Annotated in this window: 3 protein-coding genes; all 3 read left to right on the forward strand. The window is 69.4% G+C overall.

Annotation, left to right across the window (positions count from 1 at the left end):
* The first annotated feature begins 24 nt into the window (after positions 1 to 24).
* Complete coding sequence (locus ACIOKD_RS41380) at positions 25 to 15837, forward strand: non-ribosomal peptide synthase/polyketide synthase (protein WP_402093619.1); 15813 nt, start codon at positions 25 to 27, stop codon at positions 15835 to 15837.
* Complete coding sequence (locus ACIOKD_RS41385) at positions 15834 to 16667, forward strand: FkbM family methyltransferase (RefSeq protein WP_402093620.1); 834 nt, start codon at positions 15834 to 15836, stop codon at positions 16665 to 16667. Before ACIOKD_RS41380 ends, ACIOKD_RS41385 begins: the two co-directional genes overlap by 4 nt.
* A gap of 292 nt (positions 16668 to 16959) precedes the next feature.
* On the forward strand, positions 16960 to 24125 hold a 7166-nt coding region (locus tag ACIOKD_RS41390; RefSeq protein ID WP_402093621.1), incomplete at its 3' end, for an amino acid adenylation domain-containing protein.

Here is a 24125-nt window from a genome sequence, read left to right on the forward strand (position 1 = left end):
GCGCGTAGGTTCGAGCACACGCCGTTGGTCACGATCGCGGAGAGCAGTGAACTCCCGCCGGGCCAGGCTCTGTTCAACACCCTCTTCGTCTTCGAGAACTATCCGGTCCAAGAGCTGGAAGAGGGGCAGGCCGAATCGGCCAGCAGCGGCCTCAACGCTGGTTTCAACCACATGCGTGAACAGGCGAACTACCCCCTCTCTGTGGCCGTCAGTTCGGCCCACGAGCTGGTACTTCGTCTGTCCTACGACCGATCCCGGTTCGATGCGGTGACGGTGGAGCGCTTGGCGGCTCAACTCGTCGCGGTACTGGAGGCCGTTGCCGCGGAGGATCCGGACCAGCGTGTTGGCGATCTCGCCGTGGTGGGGGTTGAGGAACGTGATCGGCTGGTGCGCCAGGGTGGTGGTGCGGTTGAGCCGTTGCCGGGTGTGGGTGGGGTGCATGAGCTGATTGCTGCGCGGGCGGAGGCGGGTCCGGATGCGGTGGCGGTCGTGTCGGACGGCTGGGTGTTGACGTATGGCGGGCTGATGGCGCGTGCCAATCGCCTGGCGCATCACCTTCGGAGTCTCGGGGTGGGTGCCGAGTCGGTGGTGGGGCTGTGTCTGCCGCGTGGGGTCGACATGGTCGTGGCGATGGTGGCGGTGTGGCAGGCAGGTGGTGCGTATCTGCCGCTGGACCCCGAATACCCGGCTGAGCGGCGGGAGTTCATGGTCGCTGACAGTGGTGTGCGGGTGGTGGTCGGGCCGGAGACGATGGCCGAGGTGGCCGGGGATCTGCCGTCCACGGCGCCTGGAGTCGCCGTACACGCGGACCAGTTGGCGTATGTGATCTATACGTCGGGGTCGACGGGCCGGCCCAAGGGTGTGCAGGTCGCGCATCGCAGTGTGGTGGGCATGGTGACCGCGCTGGCTCCGGTGCTGGGAGCGGGTGCGGGGGTTCGGGTCCTGCAGTTCGCGTCGTTCAGTTTTGATGCGGCGGTGCTGGATGTCGCGGTGACTCTCGCCTCGGGCGGCACGCTGGTGGTGGCGAGCAGTGCCGAGCGCACCGCCCCAGTGGCGCTGACCGGGATGATCGGCGCGCAGGCGGTGGGAGCAGCCAGCGTGGTGCCCTCCCTGCTGGGTGTCCTGAACCCGCGCGCAGTCCCCGACATCCAGACCCTGCTCCTCGGCGCGGAGCGGCTGACCCAGCAGGCGGCGCAGGCCTGGGCGCCCGGCCGCACGCTGGTGAACACCTACGGCCCCACCGAGGCGACTGTCATGGTCACCACCGGCCCGGTGGCTCCGGAGCCGACCGCGGCCCCGCCGATCGGTACCCCGGTCGCCAACGCCCGCCTGTATGTCCTGGACGCACGCCTCAACCCGGTCCCGGTCGGAGTGGCCGGCGAGGTGTACATCGCGGGCCCGCAGGTGGCCCGCGGCTACCGCGCCCAGTCTGCCCTGACCGCCGAACGCTTCGTGTCGGACCCCTTTACCGCCGACGGCACCCGTATGTACCGCTCGGGTGACCGGGCGCGGTGGCTGGCTGAGGGCACGCTGGACTTCATCGGCCGGGCCGACGACCAGGTCAAGGTACGGGGCTTCCGTATCGAGCCCGGTGAGATCGAGGCCGTACTCGCCGCCCACCCGCAGATCCGCACCGCCGTCGTGACCGCGTTCGGTGACACCGAAGACCGCCGCCTTGCCGCCTACCTCGTCCCGCAGGACGCCGCCGACAGCATCCCGGCCGTCAACGACCTGCGAGACCACCTCCAGCGGAGCCTGCCCGCCTACATGGTCCCGGCCGTGTTCGTCGAACTGGCCACCCTCCCCCTCACCCCCAACGGCAAACTCGACCGCTCCGCACTGCCCACCCCGGATCCCTCCGCCGCCGCCTCCGCCTCCGCGGAACGGGAGGGCTTCGTGGCCCCGGCCGGTGAGACCGAGGAGCTGCTCGCGGGTATCTGGGCGCAGGTTCTCGGCGTGGAGCGGGTCGGCGTCACCGACGGATTCTTCGATCTCGGCGGCCACTCGTTGCTGGCCACGCAGGTGATGTCGCGTATCAGGGAAGTGTTCGGCGTCGAATTGCGGCTCGCCGATCTGTTCGACCGGCGGACCGTGCGGGCGCTGGCCGCGACGGTCGAGGGCGCGTCGCAAGGGGGAGAACCCCCGGTGAGGGCAACGGACCGGAGCGGGCCGCTGCCGTTGTCGTTCGCGCAGCAGCGGCTGTGGTTCCTGAACCAACTGGACCCCGGCTCGACGGAGTACAACGTCGCGCTGCCCGTCCGCCTGGACGGTGTGCTGGACGTTGCCGCGCTCGGTGCCGCGCTGGACGCCGTGGTGGCCCGGCACGAGGTGCTGAGGACCCGGCTGGTGGCCGGCGCGGACGGGGTGGCTCACCAGGTGATCGACGCCCCTGCGCCGTGCCCCCTGCCGGTGATCGACGTGTCCGGTGGCGACGATCCGCTGGGGGAGGCCGAGCGACTGGTCACCCGGGACATGGCGGAGTCCTTCGACCTTGAGGCCGGTCCGCTGCTGCGCGCCGCCCTGATCAGGCTGGGTCTCGGCGAACACGTACTGGCGTTGGCCATGCACCACGTCGTGTCCGACGAGTGGTCGGCGCGGATCCTCAGCCAGGAGGTGGCGGCGCTCTACGAGGCGTTCCGCGCGGGTGAGCCGGACCCGTTGCCGCCGCTGCCGGTGCAGTACGCGGACTTCGCGGTCTGGCAACGGGAATGGCTGACCGGAGAGGTGCTGGACAGACAGGTCACGTACTGGCAGGCCCAGTTGGCGGGCTCGACGGAGCTGGAGCTGCCCCTCGACCGGGCCCGGCCGCCGATCCGTTCGTCGGTCGGGGCGACGACACAGTTCACGGTTCCGGCGGAGACCGCTCAGGAGCTGCGGGCGCTGTCACGTGCGCACGGTTCCACGATGTTCATGACGCTGCTGGCCGCCTTCGACGTCCTGCTGGGCCGCTACTGCGACACCGACGACGTCGTGGTCGGCACTGCGGTCGCGAACCGGAACCGGGCCGAGACCGAGTCCCTCATCGGCTTCTTCGTCAACACACTCGTGCTGCGCACCGACCTCTCCGGCGACCCGACCTTTGCCGAACTCCTCGCCCGCGTGAGGGACATGGCTCTCGACGCGTACGCGCACCAGGATCTGCCCTTCGAGCAGCTCGTGGACGACCTGGTCACCGACCGCGACCGCTCCCGCACCGCCCTGTTCCAGGTGTACTTCAACTACGTACGGGACGGTGGGGCAGCGGGAGGCGCCGCGCCGGACGTCGACAGCGACGACGCCCGTAGGTACGACGGCCCGGACGAGGACCGAGCCGCTCACACCACCGACGTCGCCATGTCGCGCGACCTCGCCCTCTCCGACCTCGCGCTGACCTTCAGGGACACCGGTGACGGAGCACTGACCGGTGAACTTGAGTACAGCACAACGCTGTTCGACGCGGCCACGGCGCGCCGTATGGCCGATCACCTGGTGGTCGTCCTGCGGTCCGTCCTGGACCCCGCCCGCCGGATCGGCGCGCTCGACCTTCTCTCCGAAGCCGAGCACGAGACGCTGCGCGCCCTCGGCACAGGCGCGGAGACACACACGGAAGAGCGCACCGTTCACACGCTCTTCGAGGAGCAGGCGCACCGCACCCCCGACGCCGTCGCCATCCTGCAAGCCGGCCGCCACCTCACGTACGGCCGACTGAACACGAAAGCCAACCAACTCGCCCGCCGCATAAAGAGCTTGGGCGTCGGCTGCGAGGACGTCGTCGGCGTATGCCTGGCACGCGGCCCGGAAGCACTCGTCGCGCTGCTCGGCATCATGAAAGCGGGAGCCGCGTACCTGCCCCTCGACGCCGACCAGCCCGTCCAGCGGCTGCGCCACATGATCGAGTCGTCCGGCGCCTCGCTGCTCCTCACACAGGCCGCGTACGCGGAACGGCTGGAAGTCCTTCCCACCCCGAAGCTGTTCATCGACACCGACTGGCCGACGATCGCCACGTACGACGTCGAGAGCCCGCGGACGGGAGTCGCACCGCAGAACCTGGCGTACGTCATCTTCACGTCCGGCTCGACCGGCACCCCCAAGGGCGTTCTGGTCCAGCACAGTTCATGGAGCCGGGAGCTCCAGGAGATGGGCTGCCGCTACGGACTGACCCCCGCGGACGTCACACTCCAGCTGGCCTCCCTCACCTTCGACGCCGCACAGGAACAGCTCTTCGCCACCCTGCTGCACGGCGGACGACTGCTGCTGGGCGGAGCGGAGCAGTGGACACCGGAACGCGTGCTGCGTGAGATCCGTGAACAGGCCGTGACCTCGGTCGACATCACCCCGGCACTGTGGGAGATGCTCCTCCCCGGCCTCGCGGAACAGGGCACCCTCGGACCGGACTTCCGCCTGCTCATCATGGGCGGCGAGGCGATGCCCGCACGGACGCTCGCGGAGTGGTTCGCACACACCTCGGTACCCGTCTACAACGTGTACGGACCGACGGAGGCGACCATCACCAGTGTCGCCGGGCTCCTGCCGCAGCCGGTGATGTCGTCCGTCCCGCCGATCGGACTGCCGATCGCGCAGACGAAGGTGTACGTGCTCGACGCCCGGTCCCATCCTGTGCCGATCGGCGTCCCGGGCGAGCTCTTCATCGGCGGGGCGGGTGTCGCGCGCGGTTACGGCGGCCGTTCCGCACTGACGGCCGAGCGATTCGTGGCGGACCCTTTCGCGGGTGACGGCTCGCGCATGTATCGGTCGGGTGACCGGGCGCGCTGGCGGTCGGACGGGCAACTGGACTTCCTGGGCCGCGCCGATCACCAGATGAAGGTACGGGGCGTCCGTATAGAACCCGGCGAGATCGAGGCCGTCCTCGCCGCTCACGCGGGCATCCGGTCGGCCGTCGTGACGGCGTTCGGGGACGGTACGGACCGTCGCCTGGTGGCACACCTGGTCCCCACCGACCCGGCCGAAGGCATTCCGGCGGTGGCCGAACTGCGCGACCTTCTGCGGCAGAGTCTGCCCGACTTCATGGTTCCCTCGGTCTTCACCGAACTGACCGAACTGCCCCTCACCCGCAACGGAAAGCTCGACCGCGCCGCACTCCCGCAGCCCGATCGCGCCGCCGCCCACTCCGAGGCGCACACTTACCTGGCTCCTTCGGGCGCGACGGAAGAACTGCTCGCTGAGATCTGGGCACAGGTCCTCAAGGCGGACGCGATCGGCGTTGCCGACGACTTCTTCGGGATCGGCGGCCACTCACTGCTCGCCACCCAGGTGGTCTCCCGTGTCCGCGAGGTGTTCGGGCTGGAGGTGCCGCTGTCGGCACTGTTCGACCGGCCCACGATACGTGGCCTGGCCGCGGCGATCGATGCCTCGGGCAGCGGAACTGACGGGCACGGGTTCGGAACGGGAAACACGGCGCCGGCGATCACACCCGTCGACCGGAACCGGTACGAGATGCTGTCGCAGGCAGCACCACAACAGTCGCCTTCGCCGCTGCCGCTGTCGTTCGCACAGCAACGGCTATGGTTCCTGGATCAGTTGGACCCGGGTGCCACCGGCTATGTCCTGCCGTCCCCCTTGCCCTGGTCCGGAGACCTGGACGTGGCGATCCTCGGTGCGGCACTGAGCGGGATCGTGGCGCGCCATGAAGTCCTGCGGACCCGACTGGTGGCGGACACGGACGGCGTACCGCATCAGGTCATCGAGCCGCCGGCTCCCTTCCCGCTCACCGTCGTCGACGTGTCCGGCGCCGTCGACCCGGTCGTGACCGCTCAGGACCTGCTGACGGCTGACGCCGCCACCCCCTTCGACCTCACCCACGGCTCCCTCGTCCGCGCCACCCTTGTCCGACTCGCATCCGACGAACATGTGCTGGCCCTCGCGATGCACCACATCGTCACCGACGAATGGTCGGAGCGGATCTTCCGGCGCGAGCTGTCCGCCCTGTACGAGGCGTTCCGCGCGGGTGAGCCGGATCCGCTGCCGCCGCTGCCGGTGCAGTACGCGGACTTCGCGGTCTGGCAACGGGAATGGCTGACCGGAGAGGTCTTGGACAGTCAACTCGGCCACTGGCGCGCGCAGTTGATTGGCGTCCCGGCACTGGAACTGCCCACGGACCGGCCGCACCCGGCGACCCGAACCACAGAGGGGGCCATGGCCGCGTTCACCGTTCCGGTGGGGACAGCGGAGGCGCTGCGGGCACTCTCACGTGCACATGGCTCCACGATGTTCATGACGCTGCTGGCGGCCTTCGATGTGCTGTTGGGGCGGTATACGGGCTCGGAGGATGTGGTGGTGGGCACGCCGGTGGCGAACCGGAACCGTGCCGAGACGGAGGATTTGATCGGTTTCTTCGTCAACACGTTGGTGATGCGGTCTGATCTGTCCGGTGACCCGTCGTTCACGGAGCTGTTGGGGCGGGTGCGGGGGGCGGCGCTGGGTGCGTACGCGCATCAGGATGTGCCGTTCGAGCAGTTGGTGGACGAACTGGTCACCGAGCGGGATCGGTCCCGCACGCCGCTGTTCCAGGCATTCTTCAGCTACGACACAGGTGGAGCTCCGGAGTCGAACGCCCCCTCCGGGGAGCGCCTCGCGCACGTCTCCCGTACGGTCCAGTTCGACCTGACCCTGCGGCTCGGCGACAGGGAGGACGGGGGACTCACGGGGCAGATCGAGTACAGCACCGCGCTGTTCGACGCGGAGACCGTGGAGCGGATGGCCGGGCACGTCGTCAACGTGCTGCGGAGCATCGCGGAGGATGCGGGGCGACGGGTCAGCGAGGTGTCGGTCCTGACTGGCGCTGAGCGGCGGCGGGTGGTGGAGGAGTGGAACGAGACTGCTGAGGCGTTGCCGGGCGTGGGTGGGGTGCATGAGCTGATCGCTGCGCGGGCGGAGGCGGGTCCGGATGCGGTGGCGGTCGTCTCGGACGGCAAGGCGCTCACGTATGGCGGACTGTTGGCGCGTGCCAATCGCCTGGCGCAGCACCTTCGGGGGCTCGGGGTGGGTGCTGAGTCGGTGGTGGGGCTGTGTCTGCCGCGTGGGGTCGACATGGTCGTGGCGATGGTGGCGGTGTGGCAGGCGGGTGGTGCGTATCTGCCGCTGGATCCCGAATACCCGGCTGAGCGGCGGGAGTTCATGGTCGCTGACAGTGGTGTGCGGGTGGTGGTCGGGTCGGAGATGATGGCCGAGGTGGCCGGGGATCTGCCGTCCACGGCTCCTGGAGTCGACGTACACGCGGACCAGCTGGCGTATGTGATTTATACGTCGGGGTCGACGGGCCGGCCCAAGGGTGTGCAGGTCGGGCATCGCAGTGTGGTGGGCATGGTGACCGCGCTGGCTCCGGTGCTGGGGGCGGGTGCGGGGGTTCGGGTCCTGCAGTTCGCGTCGTTCAGTTTTGATGCGGCGGTGCTGGATGTCGCGGTGACCCTTGCCTCGGGCGGCACGCTGGTGGTGGCGAGCAGTGCCGAGCGCGCCGCCCCGGAGGTACTGACCGGGATGGTCGGTGCGCAGGCGGTGGAGGCGGCGAGTGTGGTGCCGTCCCTGCTGGGTGTCTTGAACCCGGACGAGGTGCCCGGTATTCAGACCCTGCTCCTCGGCGCGGAGCGGCTGACGCAGCAGGCGGCGCAGGCCTGGGCGTCCGGGCGCACGCTGGTGAACACCTACGGTCCTACCGAGGCGACTGTCATGGTCACCACCGGCCCGGTGGTCCCGGAGCCGACCGCGGCCCCGCCGATCGGTGCCCCGGTCGCCAACGCCCGTCTGTATGTCCTGGACGCACGCCTGAACCCGGTCCCGGTCGGAGTGGCCGGCGAGGTGTACATCGCGGGTCCGCAGGTGGCCCGCGGCTACCGCGCCCAGTCTGCGCTGACCGCCGAACGCTTCGTGCCGGACCCGTTTGCCGCCGATGGCACCCGTATGTATCGCTCGGGTGACCGGGCGCGGTGGCTGGCTGAGGGCACGCTGGACTTCATCGGCCGGGCCGACGATCAGGTCAAGGTACGGGGCTTCCGTATCGAGCCCGGTGAGATCGAGGCCGTACTCGCCGCCCACCCGCAGGTTCGCACGGCGGTGGTGACCGCGTTCGGTGCTGCCGAGGACCGCAAGCTGGCCGCCTATCTCGTGCCGGAGGATGCGGCGGAGGGCATTCCGGCGGTCACTGACCTGCGGGACCATGTCCAGCGGAGCCTGCCGGCCTTCATGGTCCCGGCCGCCTTCGTCGAACTCGCGACCCTGCCGCTGTCGCCGAACGGAAAGCTGGACAGGTCCGCGTTGCCCGAACCGGACGGTGTGCGCCCGGAACTGGCTGGATTCGTGGCACCGTCCACTGCTTCCGAGGAGCTTCTGGCGGGCATCTGGCAGTACCTACTGGGTGTGGACCGGGTCGGGACCACGGACAACTTCTTCGAACTGGGCGGGCATTCGCTGCTCGCCACCCAGGTGGTCTCCCGGATCAGGGAGGTGTTCGGTGTCGAGCTGGCCCTTGCGACCCTGTTCGATCGCCCGACGATCGCCGGGCTGGGGGCGGCACTCGATGCCGTGACACCGGGTGTGGCAGAGCCGGAGTGGACGGTCGTCAGCAGGGACGAACCGTTGCCGCTGTCCTTCGCTCAGCAGCGGCTGTGGTTCCTGGACCAGCTCGAACCAGGCTCGGTCGAGTACAACCTGCCGTTGTACGTGCCATGGGACGGCGACCTGGACATTGCGGCCCTGGGAGCGGCCCTGGACGCGGTGGTGGCGCGGCACGAGGTGCTGCGGACCCGCCTCGTGGCCGGTTCCGACGGCGCGCCGTACCAGGTGATCGACCCGGTGACGGCGTTCCCGCTGCCGATGGTGGACGTGTCCGATGGCCCCGACCCCGTACGTGCGGCCGAACGGCTGGCACTGGCGGACGCGACGGCACCCTTCGATCTGGCGGCAGGACCCCTGATCCGGGGCACGCTGATCCGGCTCGGTGAAGATCAGCACCTGCTCGCCCTGCTGACGCACCATGTCGTCTCCGACGAGTGGTCGGCCGGGATCCTGCGCCGTGAGTTGTCCGCTCTGTACGAGGCGTTCCGCGCGGGTGAGCCGGATCCGCTGCCGCCGCTGCCGGTGCAGTACGCCGACTTCGCGGCCTGGCAGCGGCAGTGGCTGGACGGGGAGGTGCTGGAAGACCAGCGCGCCTACTGGCGAGACGCTTTGGCCGACGTCCCCGTACTGGAGTTGCCGACTGACCGTCCGCGTCCGTCGGTGCGGTCCGCCGAAGGGGCGATGGCTCCGTTCACTGTCCCGGCGGAGACGACCGACGCGCTGCGGGCGCTGTCCCGCGAGCGCGGCACGACGATGTTCATGACGCTGCTCGCCGCGCTCGATGTACTGCTGGGCCGCTACGCGGGGTCTGAAGATGTGGTGGTGGGCACGCCCGTCGCCAACCGCAACCGCGCCGAGACGGAGGACCTGATCGGCTTCTTCGTCAATACGCTGGTGATGCGGGCGGATCTGTCCGGTGATCCTTCGTTCTCCGAGTTGTTGGGTCGGGTGCGGGAGTCGGCGTTGGGTGCGTACGCGCATCAGGACGTGCCGTTCGAGCAGTTGGTGGACGACCTGGTCGTGGAGCGGGACCGGTCCCGCACGCCGCTGTTCCAGGTGTTCTTCAGTTACGGCGCCGGAGACGGTGAAGCGGTTCGAGGCGCCGCCGATGCCGATGGAGAATCCGGCACGGAAGGCGGTCAGGCGGGTGGTCAGGCGGGTGGTCAGGTCGCCGTGCCGTTCGACCTGTGGGTGATGGCCGAGGAAGCCGACGACGGAACGCTCAAGGCGGGCATCCAGTTCAGTACCGCGTTGTTCGACGCGGTGACGGTGGAGCGGATGGCGGGGCATCTGGTGACCCTGCTGGAGGCCGTCGCGGTCGGTGCGGACCGGCCGGTGGGTGAGTTGCCGCTGTTGGCCGTCCCGGAACTGGAGCGGGTGACGCGGGAGTGGAACGACACGGCTGCTCCCCTGCCGTTGGTGGGTGGGGTGCATGAGCTGATCACCGGGCGGGCGCGCTCGATGCCGGATGTGGTCGCCGTGGTCTCGGGTGAGGTGTCGTTGTCATACGGCGGGTTGATGGCGCGGGCGGATCGACTTGCGGCGCATCTTCGTGCGCTGGGTGTGGGGCCGGAGTCGGTGGTGGCGTTGTGTCTGCCTCGTGGGGTGGACATGGTGGTGGCCGCGCTGGCGGTGTGGCGGGCGGGTGCGGCGTATCTGCCGCTGGATCCCGAGTATCCGTCCGAGCGGCTGGAGTTCATGCTGGCGGACAGTGATGCGTCGGTAGTGGTCGGGCATCGGGCGGTGGCTGCTGAACTGTCGGCGGTGGCGCGGGTCGGGTCGGTGGTGTGGCTCGATGATCCGGAGATGGTGGAGACGCTGGCTGCGTATCCCGCCGGTGGCCCCGAAGTGCTCGTTCAGGCCGCCCAGTTGGCGTATGTGTTGTATACGTCGGGGTCGACGGGGCGGCCGAAGGGTGTGCAGGTCTCGCACGGCAATCTGGTGAGTTTCCTGTCGGCCATGGGCGGGCGTCCGGGGCTCGACGCCGCGGATGTGCTGCTGGCGGTGACGACGCTGGGCTTCGACATCGCCGGCCTGGAGTTGTGGTTGCCCCTGGTGTCGGGTGCGCGGGTGGTGGTCGCCGGCCGGGACATGGCTGGTGTGCCTGCCGAGCTGGCGGGTGAGCTGGCGAGGGTCGGGGCGACGGTGATGCAGGCGACGCCGGCGACGTGGCAGATGCTGGTGTCGGACGGCTGGCAGGGCGCGCCGGAGCTTCGTGCCCTGTGCGGGGGAGAGGCGCTGCCGACGTCCTTGGCGGTGGCGCTGGTGGAGCGGACGGCCGGCGTGTGGAACATGTACGGGCCGACCGAGACCACCATCTGGTCGGCGTGCGAGCGCGTGTCCGGGGACCTTCCGTCGATCGGCGCACCGATCGCGAACACACGGGTGTACGTGCTGGACGAGCGGCTGAACCCGGTCCCGGTGGGCGTCGCGGGTGAGCTGTATATCGGTGGCGCGGGGGTGACCCGGGGCTATCTAGGGCGTCAGGCGTTGACGGCTGAGCGGTTCGTGGCGGACCCGTTCGCCGCCGACGGGGGCCGGTTGTACCGCACCGGGGACCGGGTGCGGTGGTCGTCGGACGGCCGTCTGGAGTTCCTGGGCCGGGCCGACGACCAGCTGAAGGTCCGCGGTTTCCGGATCGAGCCGGGCGAGATCGAATCCGCCCTGACCGGGCACCCGCAGATCAGTGCGGCTGTGGTCAGTGCATACGGGACGGGAGGCGACCGCCGTCTGGTGGCCTACCTGGTCCCCGGTGACCACACTCAGGGCATTCCCGCCCCGGACGTTCTGCGCGAGCATCTGCGCCGTACTCTGCCGGAGTACATGGTTCCGTCCCTGTTCACCGAGCTGTCCACCCTGCCTCTGACCCCGAACGGCAAGATCGACCGGTCCGCTCTGCCGGAGCCGCAGGCGCTACGGTCCGAGATCGAGTATGTCGGCGTGTCCGGTGCGACCGAGGAACTGCTGGCCGGTATCTGGGCGCAGGTCCTGGGCGTGGACCGGGTCGGTGCCACGGACGGTTTCTTCGACCTCGGCGGTCATTCGCTCCTCGCCACCCTGGCGGTCTCCCGCATCCGGGAGGCCTTCGGTGTCGGCGTATCCCTCGCCGACCTGTTCGACGCTCCGACCGTGCGTGCGCTGGCCACGGTGATCGACAGCACTGCCCGGGACGCCGCGCCGCCGATGACGCCCGTCGCCCGGGACGAGGCCCTGCCGCTGTCGTTCGCGCAGCAGCGGCTGTGGTTCCTGGACCAGTTGGAGCCGGGCTCACCGGAGTACAACATGTCGACCCGGGTGCGCCTGACCGGCGACGTCGACCTCCCGGCGCTCGGCGCCGCCTTGGACGAGATCGTGGCCCGGCACGAGGTGCTGCGTACTCGACTGGTGGCCGGCGTTGACGGCGTACCGCACCAGCTCATCGACCCGCCGGCCTCTGTTCCCCTCCCGCTGCTGGACCTGTCCGGCAGTGCGGATCCACAGGGCGAGGCGGACGGCCTGATCATCAAGGACGGTCTCACCCCCTTCGACCTCGCCGCCGGCCCCCTTCTCCGCGCCACCCTCGTCCGACTTGGCCCGGACGACCACGTACTCGTCCTCGCGATGCATCACGTCGTCTTCGACGAGTGGTCGGACGGCGTCCTCCAGCGCGAGTTCTCCATCCTGTACCGGGCGTTCAGGGCCGGTGGTCCCAGCCCGCTGCCGCCTCTTGCGGTGCAGTACGCCGATGTGGCTGCATGGCAGCGGAACTGGCTCTCGGGAGACGTGCGCGACACGCAGATCGCCTATTGGCGCCGGCAGTTGACGGGGGCGAAGAGGCTGGAACTGCCGACCGACCGGCCCCGGCCGGCCGTCCGTTCCACGGAAGGGTCGGTGGCGAGGTTCACCGTCCCGGCGGAGACCGCGGAAGCCCTGCGGGCGCTGTCGCGGCAGCACGGCACGACGATGTTCATGACGCTGCTCGCCGCCTTCGACATCCTCATGAGCCGCTACACCGAGTCGGACGACGTCGTCGTGAGTACACCGGTGGCGAACCGGAACCGGACCGAGACCGAAGATCTGATCGGATTCTTCGTCAACACCCTGCTCATGCGGACCGACCTGTCCGGTGCCCCGTCCTTCACCGAGGTGCTGCGCCGGGTGCGTGCCACGGCACTGGGCGCGTACGCCCACCAGGAGTTGCCGTTCGAGCAGGTGGTGGACGCCCTGGCCGATGTGCGGGACCGTACTCGTGGCCCGCTCACCCGCGTGTCCTTCAACCACACGGCGGGAGCCGCCAGGACGTCCTATTCCGACGGCGGCGATGACGGGACGGACACGGCAGACACCCCTGACCGTGGCCGTGGCAGCGGTGACGACGGCGCGTCGCACGGCGCGGTCGGCATGCGCGTCGAGACCGGCACGGGACTGCTGCCGGTGCAGTTCGACATGGTCGTGACGCTCGGGGAGGACAACGGCGTCCTTACCGGCGAGATCCAGTACAGCACCGCTCTGTTCGACGCGGTGACGGTCGAGCGGATTGCGGGGCACATGGTGACATTGCTGGGAGTTGTGGGCGAGGAAGCCGATCAGCCGGTGGGAGAGCTGCCGATGCTGACAGAGGCCGAACACCGGCGCCTGGTGCACGAGTGGAACGACACGGCCGACGAACTGCCCGCAGAAACGAGCGGAGTTCACGAGCTGATCGCCGAGTGGGCGGTCGCCACGCCGGGCGCCGTGGCCCTTGAGTCGGGCGAACTGAAACTGTCCTACGAGGAGTTGCTGCAGCGGGCCAACCGGCTCGCGCACTATCTGCGCGGAACCGGTGTGGGCTCCGAGTCGGTGGTCGGGCTGTGCCTGCCGCGCGGCATCGACATGGTCGTGGCGATGCTCGCGGTATGGCAGGCGGGTGCGGCCTACCTGCCGCTGGACCCGGAGTACCCGGCGGACCGACTCGGCTTCATGCTGGCGGACAGCCGGGCCACCCTGCTGCTGGGTACCGAGGAACTGGTGGACGAGCTGCCGGTGGGGCGCCTGCGGACGGTCGTCGTGGATGCTCCGGATGTCGTGGCGGAGCTGGCCACGCAGCCGTCGACGACTCCCGACGTTCCCGTACACGGCGACCAGTTGGCGTATGTGATCTATACGTCGGGGTCGACGGGTCGGCCGAAGGGTGTGCAGGTCGCTCATCGTGGTGTGGTGAACCTGGTGCGGGCGCAGGCGAGGGCGTTCGGGGTCGGGGCGGGGGACGCGGTGGTGCAGTTCGCGCCGTTCGGGTTCGACGCAGCCGTCTCCGAGGTGTGCGTGACGCTGGGATCCGGCGGCACGCTGGTGGTGGCCACCGCGCGGGAGCGCGCCGAGCCCGAGGCGCTGGCCGCACTCATCCGGCGACGGCGGATCCGGGTGGCGACGCTTCCGCCGTCGCTCCTCGCGGTGCTGCGGCCCGGCGACCTGACCGGACTCCGCACCCTGGTGTCGGCCGGCGAACGCCTGGAGGCGACGACAGCCGCCGCGTGGCGGGACGAGCACCGGCTGCTCAACGCGTACGGGCCCACCGAGGCCACGGTGTGCGCAAGCATCGCCACCCTCACCCCTCCCGACAACCTCGATGTCGGGACAGGGACCCAGGACCCCGGCGGACCTCCCATCGGTGGCCCGATCGCCAACACCCGCGTCTACGTGCTCGACCAGCAGTTCCGCCCGGTGCCCGTCGGCACGACCGGTGAGCTGTTCATCGCCGGTGCGGGCGTCGCCCGTGGATACCTGGGCCGCGCCGCGCTGAGCGCGGAGCGGTTCCCGGCCGATCCCTTCGTCGGCGACGGCACGCGCATGTACCGGTCCGGCGACCAGGTGCGCTGGCGGGCCGACGGGCAGCTGGAGTTCATCGGCCGCACCGACGACCAGGTCAAGGTGCGCGGCTTCCGGGTCGAGCCCGGCGAGATCGAGGCGGTGCTCGCCGCCCACCCCGCCGTGCGGACGGCGGTCGTGACGGCGTACGGACAGAGCGCGGACCGCAAACTCGCCGCGTATCTGGTGCCGGCCGACCACAGCGAGGGCATCCCCGAGGCCGCCGACCTGCGCGAGGCGCTGCTGCGCAGCCTCCCGGACTACATGGTCCCGGCGGCCTTCATGGAGATGTCCCGGCTGCCGCTCACGGCGAACGGCAAGGTCGACAAGGCGGCGCTGCCGGAACCGGAAACGGTCCGCTCCACCAGCACCGAGTACATCGCCCCGTCCGGCGCGGCCGAGGAACTGCTCGCGGCGGTGTGGTCGGAAATACTCGGCATCGAGCGCATCGGAGCCCACGACAACTTCTTCGAGCTGGGCGGCAACTCACTGCTGGTCACCCAGATCGTCGGCCGCATCCGCGGCGCCGGGCACGACATCAGTGTCGGCGACCTCTTCGACCACCCGACGATCGCGGCCGCCGCACCGCTCATCCAGATCCACGCCGAGGACCCCGAGGTGCGGTCGGCGGTGACCGTCCGCGCCGGCACGACCCTGCCCGCCGTGTTCGCCGTCCACACCCTCACCGGCGAGGTCGCGGCGTACGCCGAGGTCGCCGGGCATCTCGCCGAGGGCCAGCAGTTCTACGGCCTCCAGGAACGCGGACTGACCGGCGAGGACGCGCAACCCACGTCGGTCGAGGAGATGGCGACCACGTACATCGGTGAGGTGCTGCGCATCCAGAAGGACGGGCCGTACGTCCTCACCGCCCAGTCCGGCAGCTCCTATGTGGCCTTCGAGATGGCACGGCAGCTGACGGCCATGGGGAAGGACGTCGCCGGCGTCTACCTCATGGCACCGGCCCGTCAGCCCTTCGCCCGCCGCCTGCCCAGCCAGGCCTTCAGCAAGTCCGACCGCAAACTCCTCGACAGCATCGAAGTCGCCCTCGACGGCGAACCCGGTACGACACTCGACCGCAAGACCGAGAAACGGCTCCTGAAGTACGGCGCACCGGACGAGGAGATCGCCCAGGGGGTCCGCGACGGCGACAAGCACGCCCTGCGCATCATGCGCGCCCTGGCCACGAACCGGTTGGCCTACTCCTACTACGGCGAGCTCATGCACCGGGGCATGCGCAACTACGACGGCCGCGTCGTGCTGCTGATGCCGCGCGACGACCACCCCAAGCCGTACAAGTGGACGCTCGAACAGTGGCAGATCCCCGTCACCCGCGGACCCGAGGTCATCGACGTGCCCGGCGAGCACTCCAACGTCTTCTACGGCGAGGGCGCGCAAGCCGTGGGCGTCTATCTGAGCACCGAGATCGAACGCCTGAGGAACGGCGACGACGCAGGAGGGTCCGCATGACCGAGCAGACGAGGCCGGCGAAACCGACAAGGCCCACGGCGCCGCGGTCGACGGCGCCCGCGGACACCAGCCGGTACGAACTTCCCAACGGACGACGGATTACCTGCGTCAGCGCGGCCGAGGCCAAGGTCCTCTGGGCGGAGGCGACGGGCCAGGGGCTCTACCGGTCGGCCGCGGACACGCTGCGGCCGGGCACCACCGTGCTCGACATCGGTGCCAACATCGGGATCGTGTCCCTGATGTTCGGCTGGCGGGTCCCCGACCTGCGGATCATCTCCGTGGAACCCGCGCCGACGACGTACGCGTGTCTTGAGGCGAATCTCCGCAGCCATCTGCCGGGAGCCGTGGCCGTGCGCGGCGCCGTCAGCGACTGTGCGGGAGAGAGCACCTTCACCTACTACCCGAAGTCGACCGGGAACTCGGGGCTGTTCGCAGACCAGCAGGCCGACGACGCGAACACCCGGATATTCCTGCGCAACTCCGGAATTCCCGAGGACTACATCGGGGAAATCGTCAAGGACCTGCACCGCGGAATCCAGTTGACAGTTCCCACACTGACCGTCTCGGATCTGGTCAGGCGCCACGAGCTGCGCGAGATCGGTCTGCTGAAGATCGACGTGGAGCGCGCCGAGCACCTGGTCCTGGCCGGGATCGAGGACGAGCACTGGCCGCTGATCAGCCACGTCGTCGCCGAGGTGCACGATGAGGAGGGCCGGTTGAAGAGCATCACCGGACTGCTCGAACGGCATGGATTCACCGTTTCCGTCGCCCAGCAGCCTCAACTGGCGGGCACGGACCTGTACGAACTCGACGCCGGACGTCCGGTCTGAGCCTGCCTGCCGGCCCGCTTCTCAGCCTGGGCACCGCCCGGCCTCCCGCCGTTCAAACGCCGCCGCGCAGCAGTTGAACATACCGATCCGGTCCTCTCCGGCGATCGGTCACCCAGTCGATCGGTGACCGGTCGCCGACTCGCTGGATCAACGATCCGGTGATGTGCCATGGTGAGACGGAGAATCAATTCTTGCCGTCGCGCTCCCTTTCGGTGTCGCGACGTATTTCCCAGGGCCGAGCAGCGCACCGTCATGCACTAATTCAGCTTTCTCATTTGCAGGGGAACAACTGATGCTTTCTGACGCCAAGCGGGAATTGCTGAAGCGACGCCTCAAGGGAGAGCAGGCGTCGCGCCGCGAATGGGGGCCGCGTCCTGACGGACCGATCCCGCTGTCGTTCGCGCAGCAGCGCCTCTGGTTCCTCGATCAGTTGGATCCGTCGTCGACCGAGTACAACCTGTCGATGCGGGTGCGCTGGGACGACACCCTGGATGTGGCGGCTCTGGGTGCGGCGTTGTCGGGTGTGGTGGCGCGGCATGAGGTGTTGCGGACGCGGTTGGTGGCGGATGCGGAGGGTGTGCCTCATCAGGTCATCGATGCGCCGGCGCCGTTCCCGTTGCCAATGGTGGACGTGTCGGAGGACGCCGACCCCCGGACGGCCGCACGGACCCTGGCGGCGGCGGACGCGGCGGTCCCCTTCGACCTCGCGGCCGGACCGCTGATCCGCGCCACACTGCTCCGGCTGGCGCCGACGAAGCACATCCTCGTGGTCGCCCTGCACCACGTCGTCTTCGACGAGTGGTCCGACCAGGTCTTCCACCGCGAGCTGATGGCTCTGTACAAGGCGTTCCTGGCGGGAGAGCCCGACCCGCTGCCCCCGCTTGAGGCGCAGTACGCGGACTTCGCGGCGTGGCAGCGGAAGTGGCTCGACGGTGAGGTCCTGGACCAGCAACTGTCGTACTGGCACGAGCGGTTGGCCGGAGCGCCGGAACTGGAACTGCCCACTGACCGTCCTCGTCCGTCGGTTCGTTCGTCTGCGGGTGCTTCGGTGCGGTTCGTTGTTCCGGTGGGGGTGTCGGAGGCGTTGCGGGGGTTGTCGCGTGAGTGTGGCGCGTCGATGTTCATGACGTTGTTGTCGGTGTATGCGGTGTTGTTGGGTCGGTATGGGGGGTCGGAGGATGTGGTGGTGGGCACGCCGGTGGCGAACCGGAATCGTGCGGAGACGGAGGATCTGATCGGGTTCTTCGTCAATACGTTGGTGATGCGTGCTGATCTGTCGGGTGATCCGTCGTTCCGTGATGTGGTGGGGCGGGTGCGGGAGACGGCGTTGGGTGCGTACGCGCATCAGGATGTGCCGTTCGAGCAGTTGGTGGAGGCGTTGGTCACCGACCGGGACCGGTCGCGTACCCCGCTGTTCCAGGCCCTGTTCAACTATGACTCCGTCGGGCCATCGACCCGCGCCGACGACGGTGCCGGTGACCTCGCCACGGCCGCCTCGGCCGCCTCGGCCGACGCGGCAGACGGAGCCGTCGTCGCCAAGTTCGACCTGCGGCTGATCTTCAGCGACAGCGATGCGGGGCTGGTGGGTGAATTCGAGTACAGCACGGCGTTGTTCGACGCGGTGACGGTGGAGCGGATGGTGGGGCACCTGCTCACGCTGCTGGGCGCGGTGGCCGAGGACACGGGACGGGAACTGTCCCGGCTTCCGGTGTTGACGGCTGGTGAGCGTGCCGTGTTGGTGGGGGAGTGGAGTGGGGCCCGTGGGTCTGGTGGGTCTGTTTCTGGGGTGGGTGGGGTGCATGAGCTGATTGCCCGTCGGGCGTTGTCGGTGCCGGATGCGGTGGCGGTGGTGTCGGGTGGTGTGTGCGTGACGTATGGGGAGTTGTTGGGTCGGGCTGATCGTTTGGCGCATTATCTGCGGGGTGTGGGGGTGGGTGCGGAGTCGGTGGTGGCGTTGTGTCTGCCGCGTGGGGTGGACATGATCGTGGCGATTCTGGGGGTGTGGCGGGCGGGTGCGGCGTATGTGCCGTTGGATCCTGAGTACCCGGTCGCACGTCTGGGGTTCATGCTGGCGGACAGCCGGGCGACGGTACTTGTCGGTACGGGCGATGTTCTTGATGAGTTGCCGGTGGGGCGGTTGCGGACGGTGGTGCTGGATGATCCGGCGACTGTGGCGGGGTTGGCTGCGATGCCGGCGTCGGATCCCGGGGTGCCTGTTGTTGCTGGTCAGTTGGCGTATGTGGTGTATACGTCGGGTTCGTCGGGGCGGCCTAAGGGTGTGCAGGTCACGCATGGTGGGTTGTTTGGTTACACGGTGGGTGTGGTGGAGCGGTTGGGCTGGTCGAGGGTGGGGGTTCGGTTTGGTTTGTTGCAGCCGGTGGTGACTGATCTGGGTAACACGGTGGTGTTCGGGTGTCTGGTGTCGGGTGGTGTGCTGCATGTGGTGGGTGCGGATGCGGCGGTGGATGGTCGGGCGGTGGCTGCGTACTGGCGTGTGTGGGGGATTGATTTTGTAAAGGTGGTGCCGTCGCATCTGGCGGCGTTGGCGGCCGGGGGTGGGGAGGGTCTGGCGGGGTTGGTGCCGGCGCGGGGTCTGGTGCTGGGTGGTGAGGGTGCGTCCGGGGCGTGGTTGGGGGAGTTGGTGGCGGCGGCTGGGGATCGGGTGGTGGTCAATCACTATGGTCCGACGGAGTCGACGGTGGGGGTGTTGGCGGGGTTGTTGGGTGGGGATGGTGTGGTGGCGTTGGGGCGGCCGTTGGCGGGGGCGCGGGTGTATGTGGTGGATGAGCGGTTGGTTCCGGTGCCGGTGGGTGTGGTGGGTGAGTTGTGTATTGCGGGGTCTCAGTTGGCGCGGGGTTATGGGGGTCGGTCTGGGTTGACGGCGGGTCGGTTTGTGGCGGATCCGTTTGCGGCTGATGGGTCGCGGATGTATCGGTCGGGGGACCGGGTGCGGTGGTTGGTGGATGGGCGGGTGCAGTTTGTGGGTCGGGTGGATGCTCAGGTGAAGGTGCGGGGTTTCCGTGTGGAGCCGGGTGAGGTGGAGGCGGTGCTGGCGGGGCATCCGTTGGTGGGGTCGGTGGTGGTGTCGGCGTGGGGTGAGGGCGTGGAGCGCCGGTTGGTGGCGTATGTGGTGCCGGCTGGTGTGGGGGGTGGTATGCCGTCGGTGGGTGAGTTGCGGGCGTTTGTGGGTGGGCGGTTGCCGGAGTACATGGTGCCGTCGGTGTTCGTGGAGCTTGCTGCGCTGCCGTTGACGGCGAACGGCAAACTCGACCGCACCGCCCTCCCCGAACCACACGGTGTACGACAGGAGGCAACAGGTCCTGTGGCGCCGCGCACCGAGGCCGAGCGGATCCTGGCCGAGGTGTGGGCGCAGGTTCTCGGCGTGGAGGAGGTGGGCGCCGAGGACAACTTCTTCGACCTCGGCGGGCATTCGCTGCTCGCCACGCAGGTCATCTCCCGGGTCCGCGAGGTGTTCGGGGTCGAGGTGCCGCTGTCCGTGCTCTTCGACGAACCGACGGTGCGGGAGTTCGCCTCGGTGATCGAGACCGCCGGTACCGGTGTGACGGCTCCGCCGGTGACGGCGGTGCCCCGGGACCAGGCGCTTCCGCTGTCGTTCGGACAGCAACGCCTCTGGTTCCTGGACCAGTTGGAGCCGGGTTCCGCGGAGTACAACCTGTCGTCCTTGATGCGGTGGACCGGGCCGTTGGACGTGACCGCGCTGGGTGCGGCGTTGTCGGGTGTGGTGGCGCGGCATGAGGTGTTGCGGACGCGGCTGGTGGCGAGCACGGACGGTGTGGCGTATCAGGTGATCGACGCGCCCGTATCCGTCCCGCTGCCGCTGCGTGATGTGTCCGGTGCGGTGGATCCGCAGGCAGCCGCGCGGGCGTTGGTGGCGGCGGAGGCGGGGCGGGCGTTCGACCTGTCGGCGGGGCCGCTGGTGCGGGCGGTGCTGATCCGGCTGGCTTCGGATGAGCATGTGCTGGCGCTGGTGATGCATCACGTGGTGTCGGACGAGTGGTCCGGGCGGATTCTGCGTCGTGAGCTGTCGGCGCTGTATGAGGCGTTCCGTGACGGTGAGCCGAGCCCGTTGGCGCCGCTTGCGGTGCAGTATGCGGACTTCGCGGTGTGGCAGCGGCAGTGGCTGGCCGGTGAGGTTTTGGAGGAGCAGCTGGGTTATTGGCGGTCGGTGTTGTCGGGGGCTGCGGTGCTGGAGCTGCCCCTCGACCGGCCGCGTCCGGCGGTGCGGTCCACCGAGGGTGGTGTGCTGGGGGTGCGGGTGCCGGCCGCGACGGCTGCAGCCTTGCGTGTGTTGTCGCGCCGTAGTGGGACGACGATGTCCATGACGTTGCTGGCGGCGTTCAGTGTGCTGCTGGGCCGGTACGCGGGCACGGACGACGTCGTGGTGGGTACACCGGTGGCGAACCGGAACCGGGGCGAGACCGAGGATTTGATCGGGTTCTTCGTCAACACCCTGGTCATGAGGGCCGACCTGTCCGGTGACCCGTCCTTCACCGAACTCCTGGGCCGGGTCCGTGAGATGGCGCTGGGCGCCTACGCCCACCAGGACCTGCCCTTCGAGCAGCTCGTCGACGAACTCGGCACGGAACGCGACCGGTCCCGCAGCCCCCTCTTCCAAGTCCTCTTCGACTACGACAACGGGCAGTCGGGAGGAGCACCCCGGGAAGCAGACGCCCACGCACACACTGAAGCCGACGAGCTGCCGGTGAGGTTCGACCTGGTGGTCACACTGGGAGAGGCCGGCGGCGAACTGTCGGGAGAGTTCCAGTTCAGCACCGCTCTGTTCGACATCTCCACGATCGAGCGGATGGCGGGACACCTGGTCACCCTGCTTGAGGCGATCGCGGCCGACGCGGAGCAGCACGTGACGGACTTGCCGGTTCTGAGCGCCGTCGAGCGGCGCCGCATGGTCGAGGAGTGGAATGACACCGCGGCGCCGACGCTCTCGGCGAGCGGCGTCCACGAGCTGATCGCGGCCCAGGCGGAAGCCCACCCGGACGCGGTGGCGGTGACATGCGGCGAAACACGTCTGCGGTATGCCGAGTTGATGGCGCGCGCCGGCCGGCTGGCGCACCACCTGCGCGGATCCGGCGTGGGTACGGAGTCGATCGTGGGACTGTGCCTCCCACGCGGGGTCGACATGGTCGTGGCGATGCTGGCGGTGTGGCAGGCGGGTGGTGCCTATCTGCCGCTGGACCCCGAATACCCGGCTGAGCGACTGGAGTTCATGCTCGCCGACAGCGGCGCGAAGGTGCTGATCGGGCGCAGGTCGCCTGCCGAGGCGACAGAAGGGGCAGAAGCGGCGACCGAGGCTGCCCGTCGGCTGCCGGTGGAGACCGTGGTGTGGCTCGACGACCCGGACCTCCCCGACGGTCTGCCGTCCACAGCTCCCGACGTTCCCGTGCACGGCGACCAGTTGGCGTATGTGATCTATACGTCGGGGTCGACGGGTCGGCCGAAGGGTGTGCAGGTCGCTCATCGTGGTGTGGTGAACCTGGTGCGGGCGCAGGCGAGGGCGTTCGGGGTCGGGGCGGGGGACGTGGTGGTGCAGTTCGCGCCGTTCGGGTTCGACGCAGCCGTCTCCGAGGTGTGCGTGACGCTGGGATCCGGCGGCACGCTGGTGGTGGCCACCGCGCGGGAGCGCGCCGAGCCCGAGGCACTGGCCGCACTCGTACGGGGGCGGAATGTGCGGGTGGCGACCTTGCCGCCGTCGCTGCTGGCCGTACTGAACCCCGGTGATCTGGACGGTATGGCCACTCTGGTCACCGCGGGCGAACGTCTCGATGCCGCTACGGCGATGGCGTGGGGCGCACACCACCGGCTGCTGAACGCGTACGGCCCGACCGAGGCCACGGTCTGCGTGAGCATCGCGACCGTCGATCCGGACAGCCAGGGCGCGCCGCCGATCGGCGTTCCGATCGACAACACGCGGACATACGTCCTGGACGAGCGGCTGAATCCGGTTCCGGTCGGCGTGGCGGGTGAGCTGTACATCGCCGGCACCGGCGTGGCCCGTGGCTACGGCGGGCTCCCTGTCCTGACCGCGGAACACTTCGTGCCCGACCCGTACGTGGGCGACGGTTCGCGTATGTACCGCTCGGGTGACCGGGCGCGGTGGCTGGCGGACGGCACGCTGGACTTCCTCGGCCGGGCCGACGACCAGGTCAAGGTCCGCGGTTTCCGTATCGAACCCGGCGAGATCGAAGCCGTACTCGCCGCCCACCCGCAGATCCGCACCGCCGTCGTGACGGCCCATGGGGACACCGAGGACCGTCGTCTCGTCGCGTACCTCGTCCCCGCCGACCAGACCGAGGGCATACCGGCGGTCAGCGATGTACGGGACCACGTCCAGCGGACGCTGCCGGCCTTCATGGTTCCGGCCGTGTTCGTGGAACTGGCCGCGCTGCCGCTGACCGCGAACGGGAAGGTCGACCGGGCCGCGCTGCCGACGCCGGACGCCGCGGCCCGTGTGGGTTCGGCGGAGGCATACGTCGAGCCACGCACGGACGTCGAGCGGGACCTGGCCGGGGTGTGGGCGCAGGTCCTGGGCGTGGCACGAGTGGGGGTCGAGGACAACTTCTTCGAGCTGGGCGGCGACTCGATCAGCAGTATCCGGGTGGTGGCCCGGGCCAGGGAGCTCGGTGTCCATGTGACCGTGGCGCAGTTGTTCGACCATCAGACGGTGGCGGGTCTGGCGTCGGTGGCGTCCGGTGAGAGCGCGACGGATGCCGAACAGGGCCTGGTGGTCGGCGACTTCCCGCTGACTCCGATCCAACGCTGGTTCCTGGGGCGCGAGCTGTCCGAGCCCTGGCACTTCAACCAGTCGACGGTGCTGGAGATCACCGACAGGGTCGACCCCGAACTGCTGCGGGAGGCGTTGGGCGCGCTGGTCGGACATCACGACGTACTGCGCTCACGCTTCGTGCAGGAAGACGGCGAGTGGATCGGCCGTGTGCCGGCGGCGGTCGAGTCGGCCGACCTGCTGACGGTGATCGATGCCTCCGCCGCGGACGTCGATGACGAGTTCCTGGAGGCGCGGGCCACGGAGGTGCAGGCCGGCCTCGGCCTGAGTGACGGACCCCTCGTTCGTGCGGCCCTCGTCGACCGGGGGGAGCGAGACCAACTGGTCCTGCTCGTCATCCACCACCTGGTCGTGGACGCCGTCTCCTGGCCGATCCTGTTGGAGGATCTTGCGTCGGCGTATGCGCAGGTCGAGCGTGGTGCCGCTGTGGTGGGGTTCGCGGCGAAGACGACGTCTTTCGTGGGTTGGGCGCGGCGGTTGGGTGAGTTGGCGGTGTCGGAGGAGGTGGCGGGCGAGGCGGTTCACTGGCGGGGGGTGGAGGCCGCGGCGGGTTCGTTGCCGCGTGAGTTCGAGGGTGTGAATACGGTCGCTTCGGCGCGGCGGGTGTCGGTGGCTCTGGGTGGGGAGTCGACGGGGCG

Source organism: Streptomyces sp. NPDC087844 (assembly GCF_044742785.1).
Classification (GTDB): Bacteria; Actinomycetota; Actinomycetes; order Streptomycetales; family Streptomycetaceae; genus Streptomyces.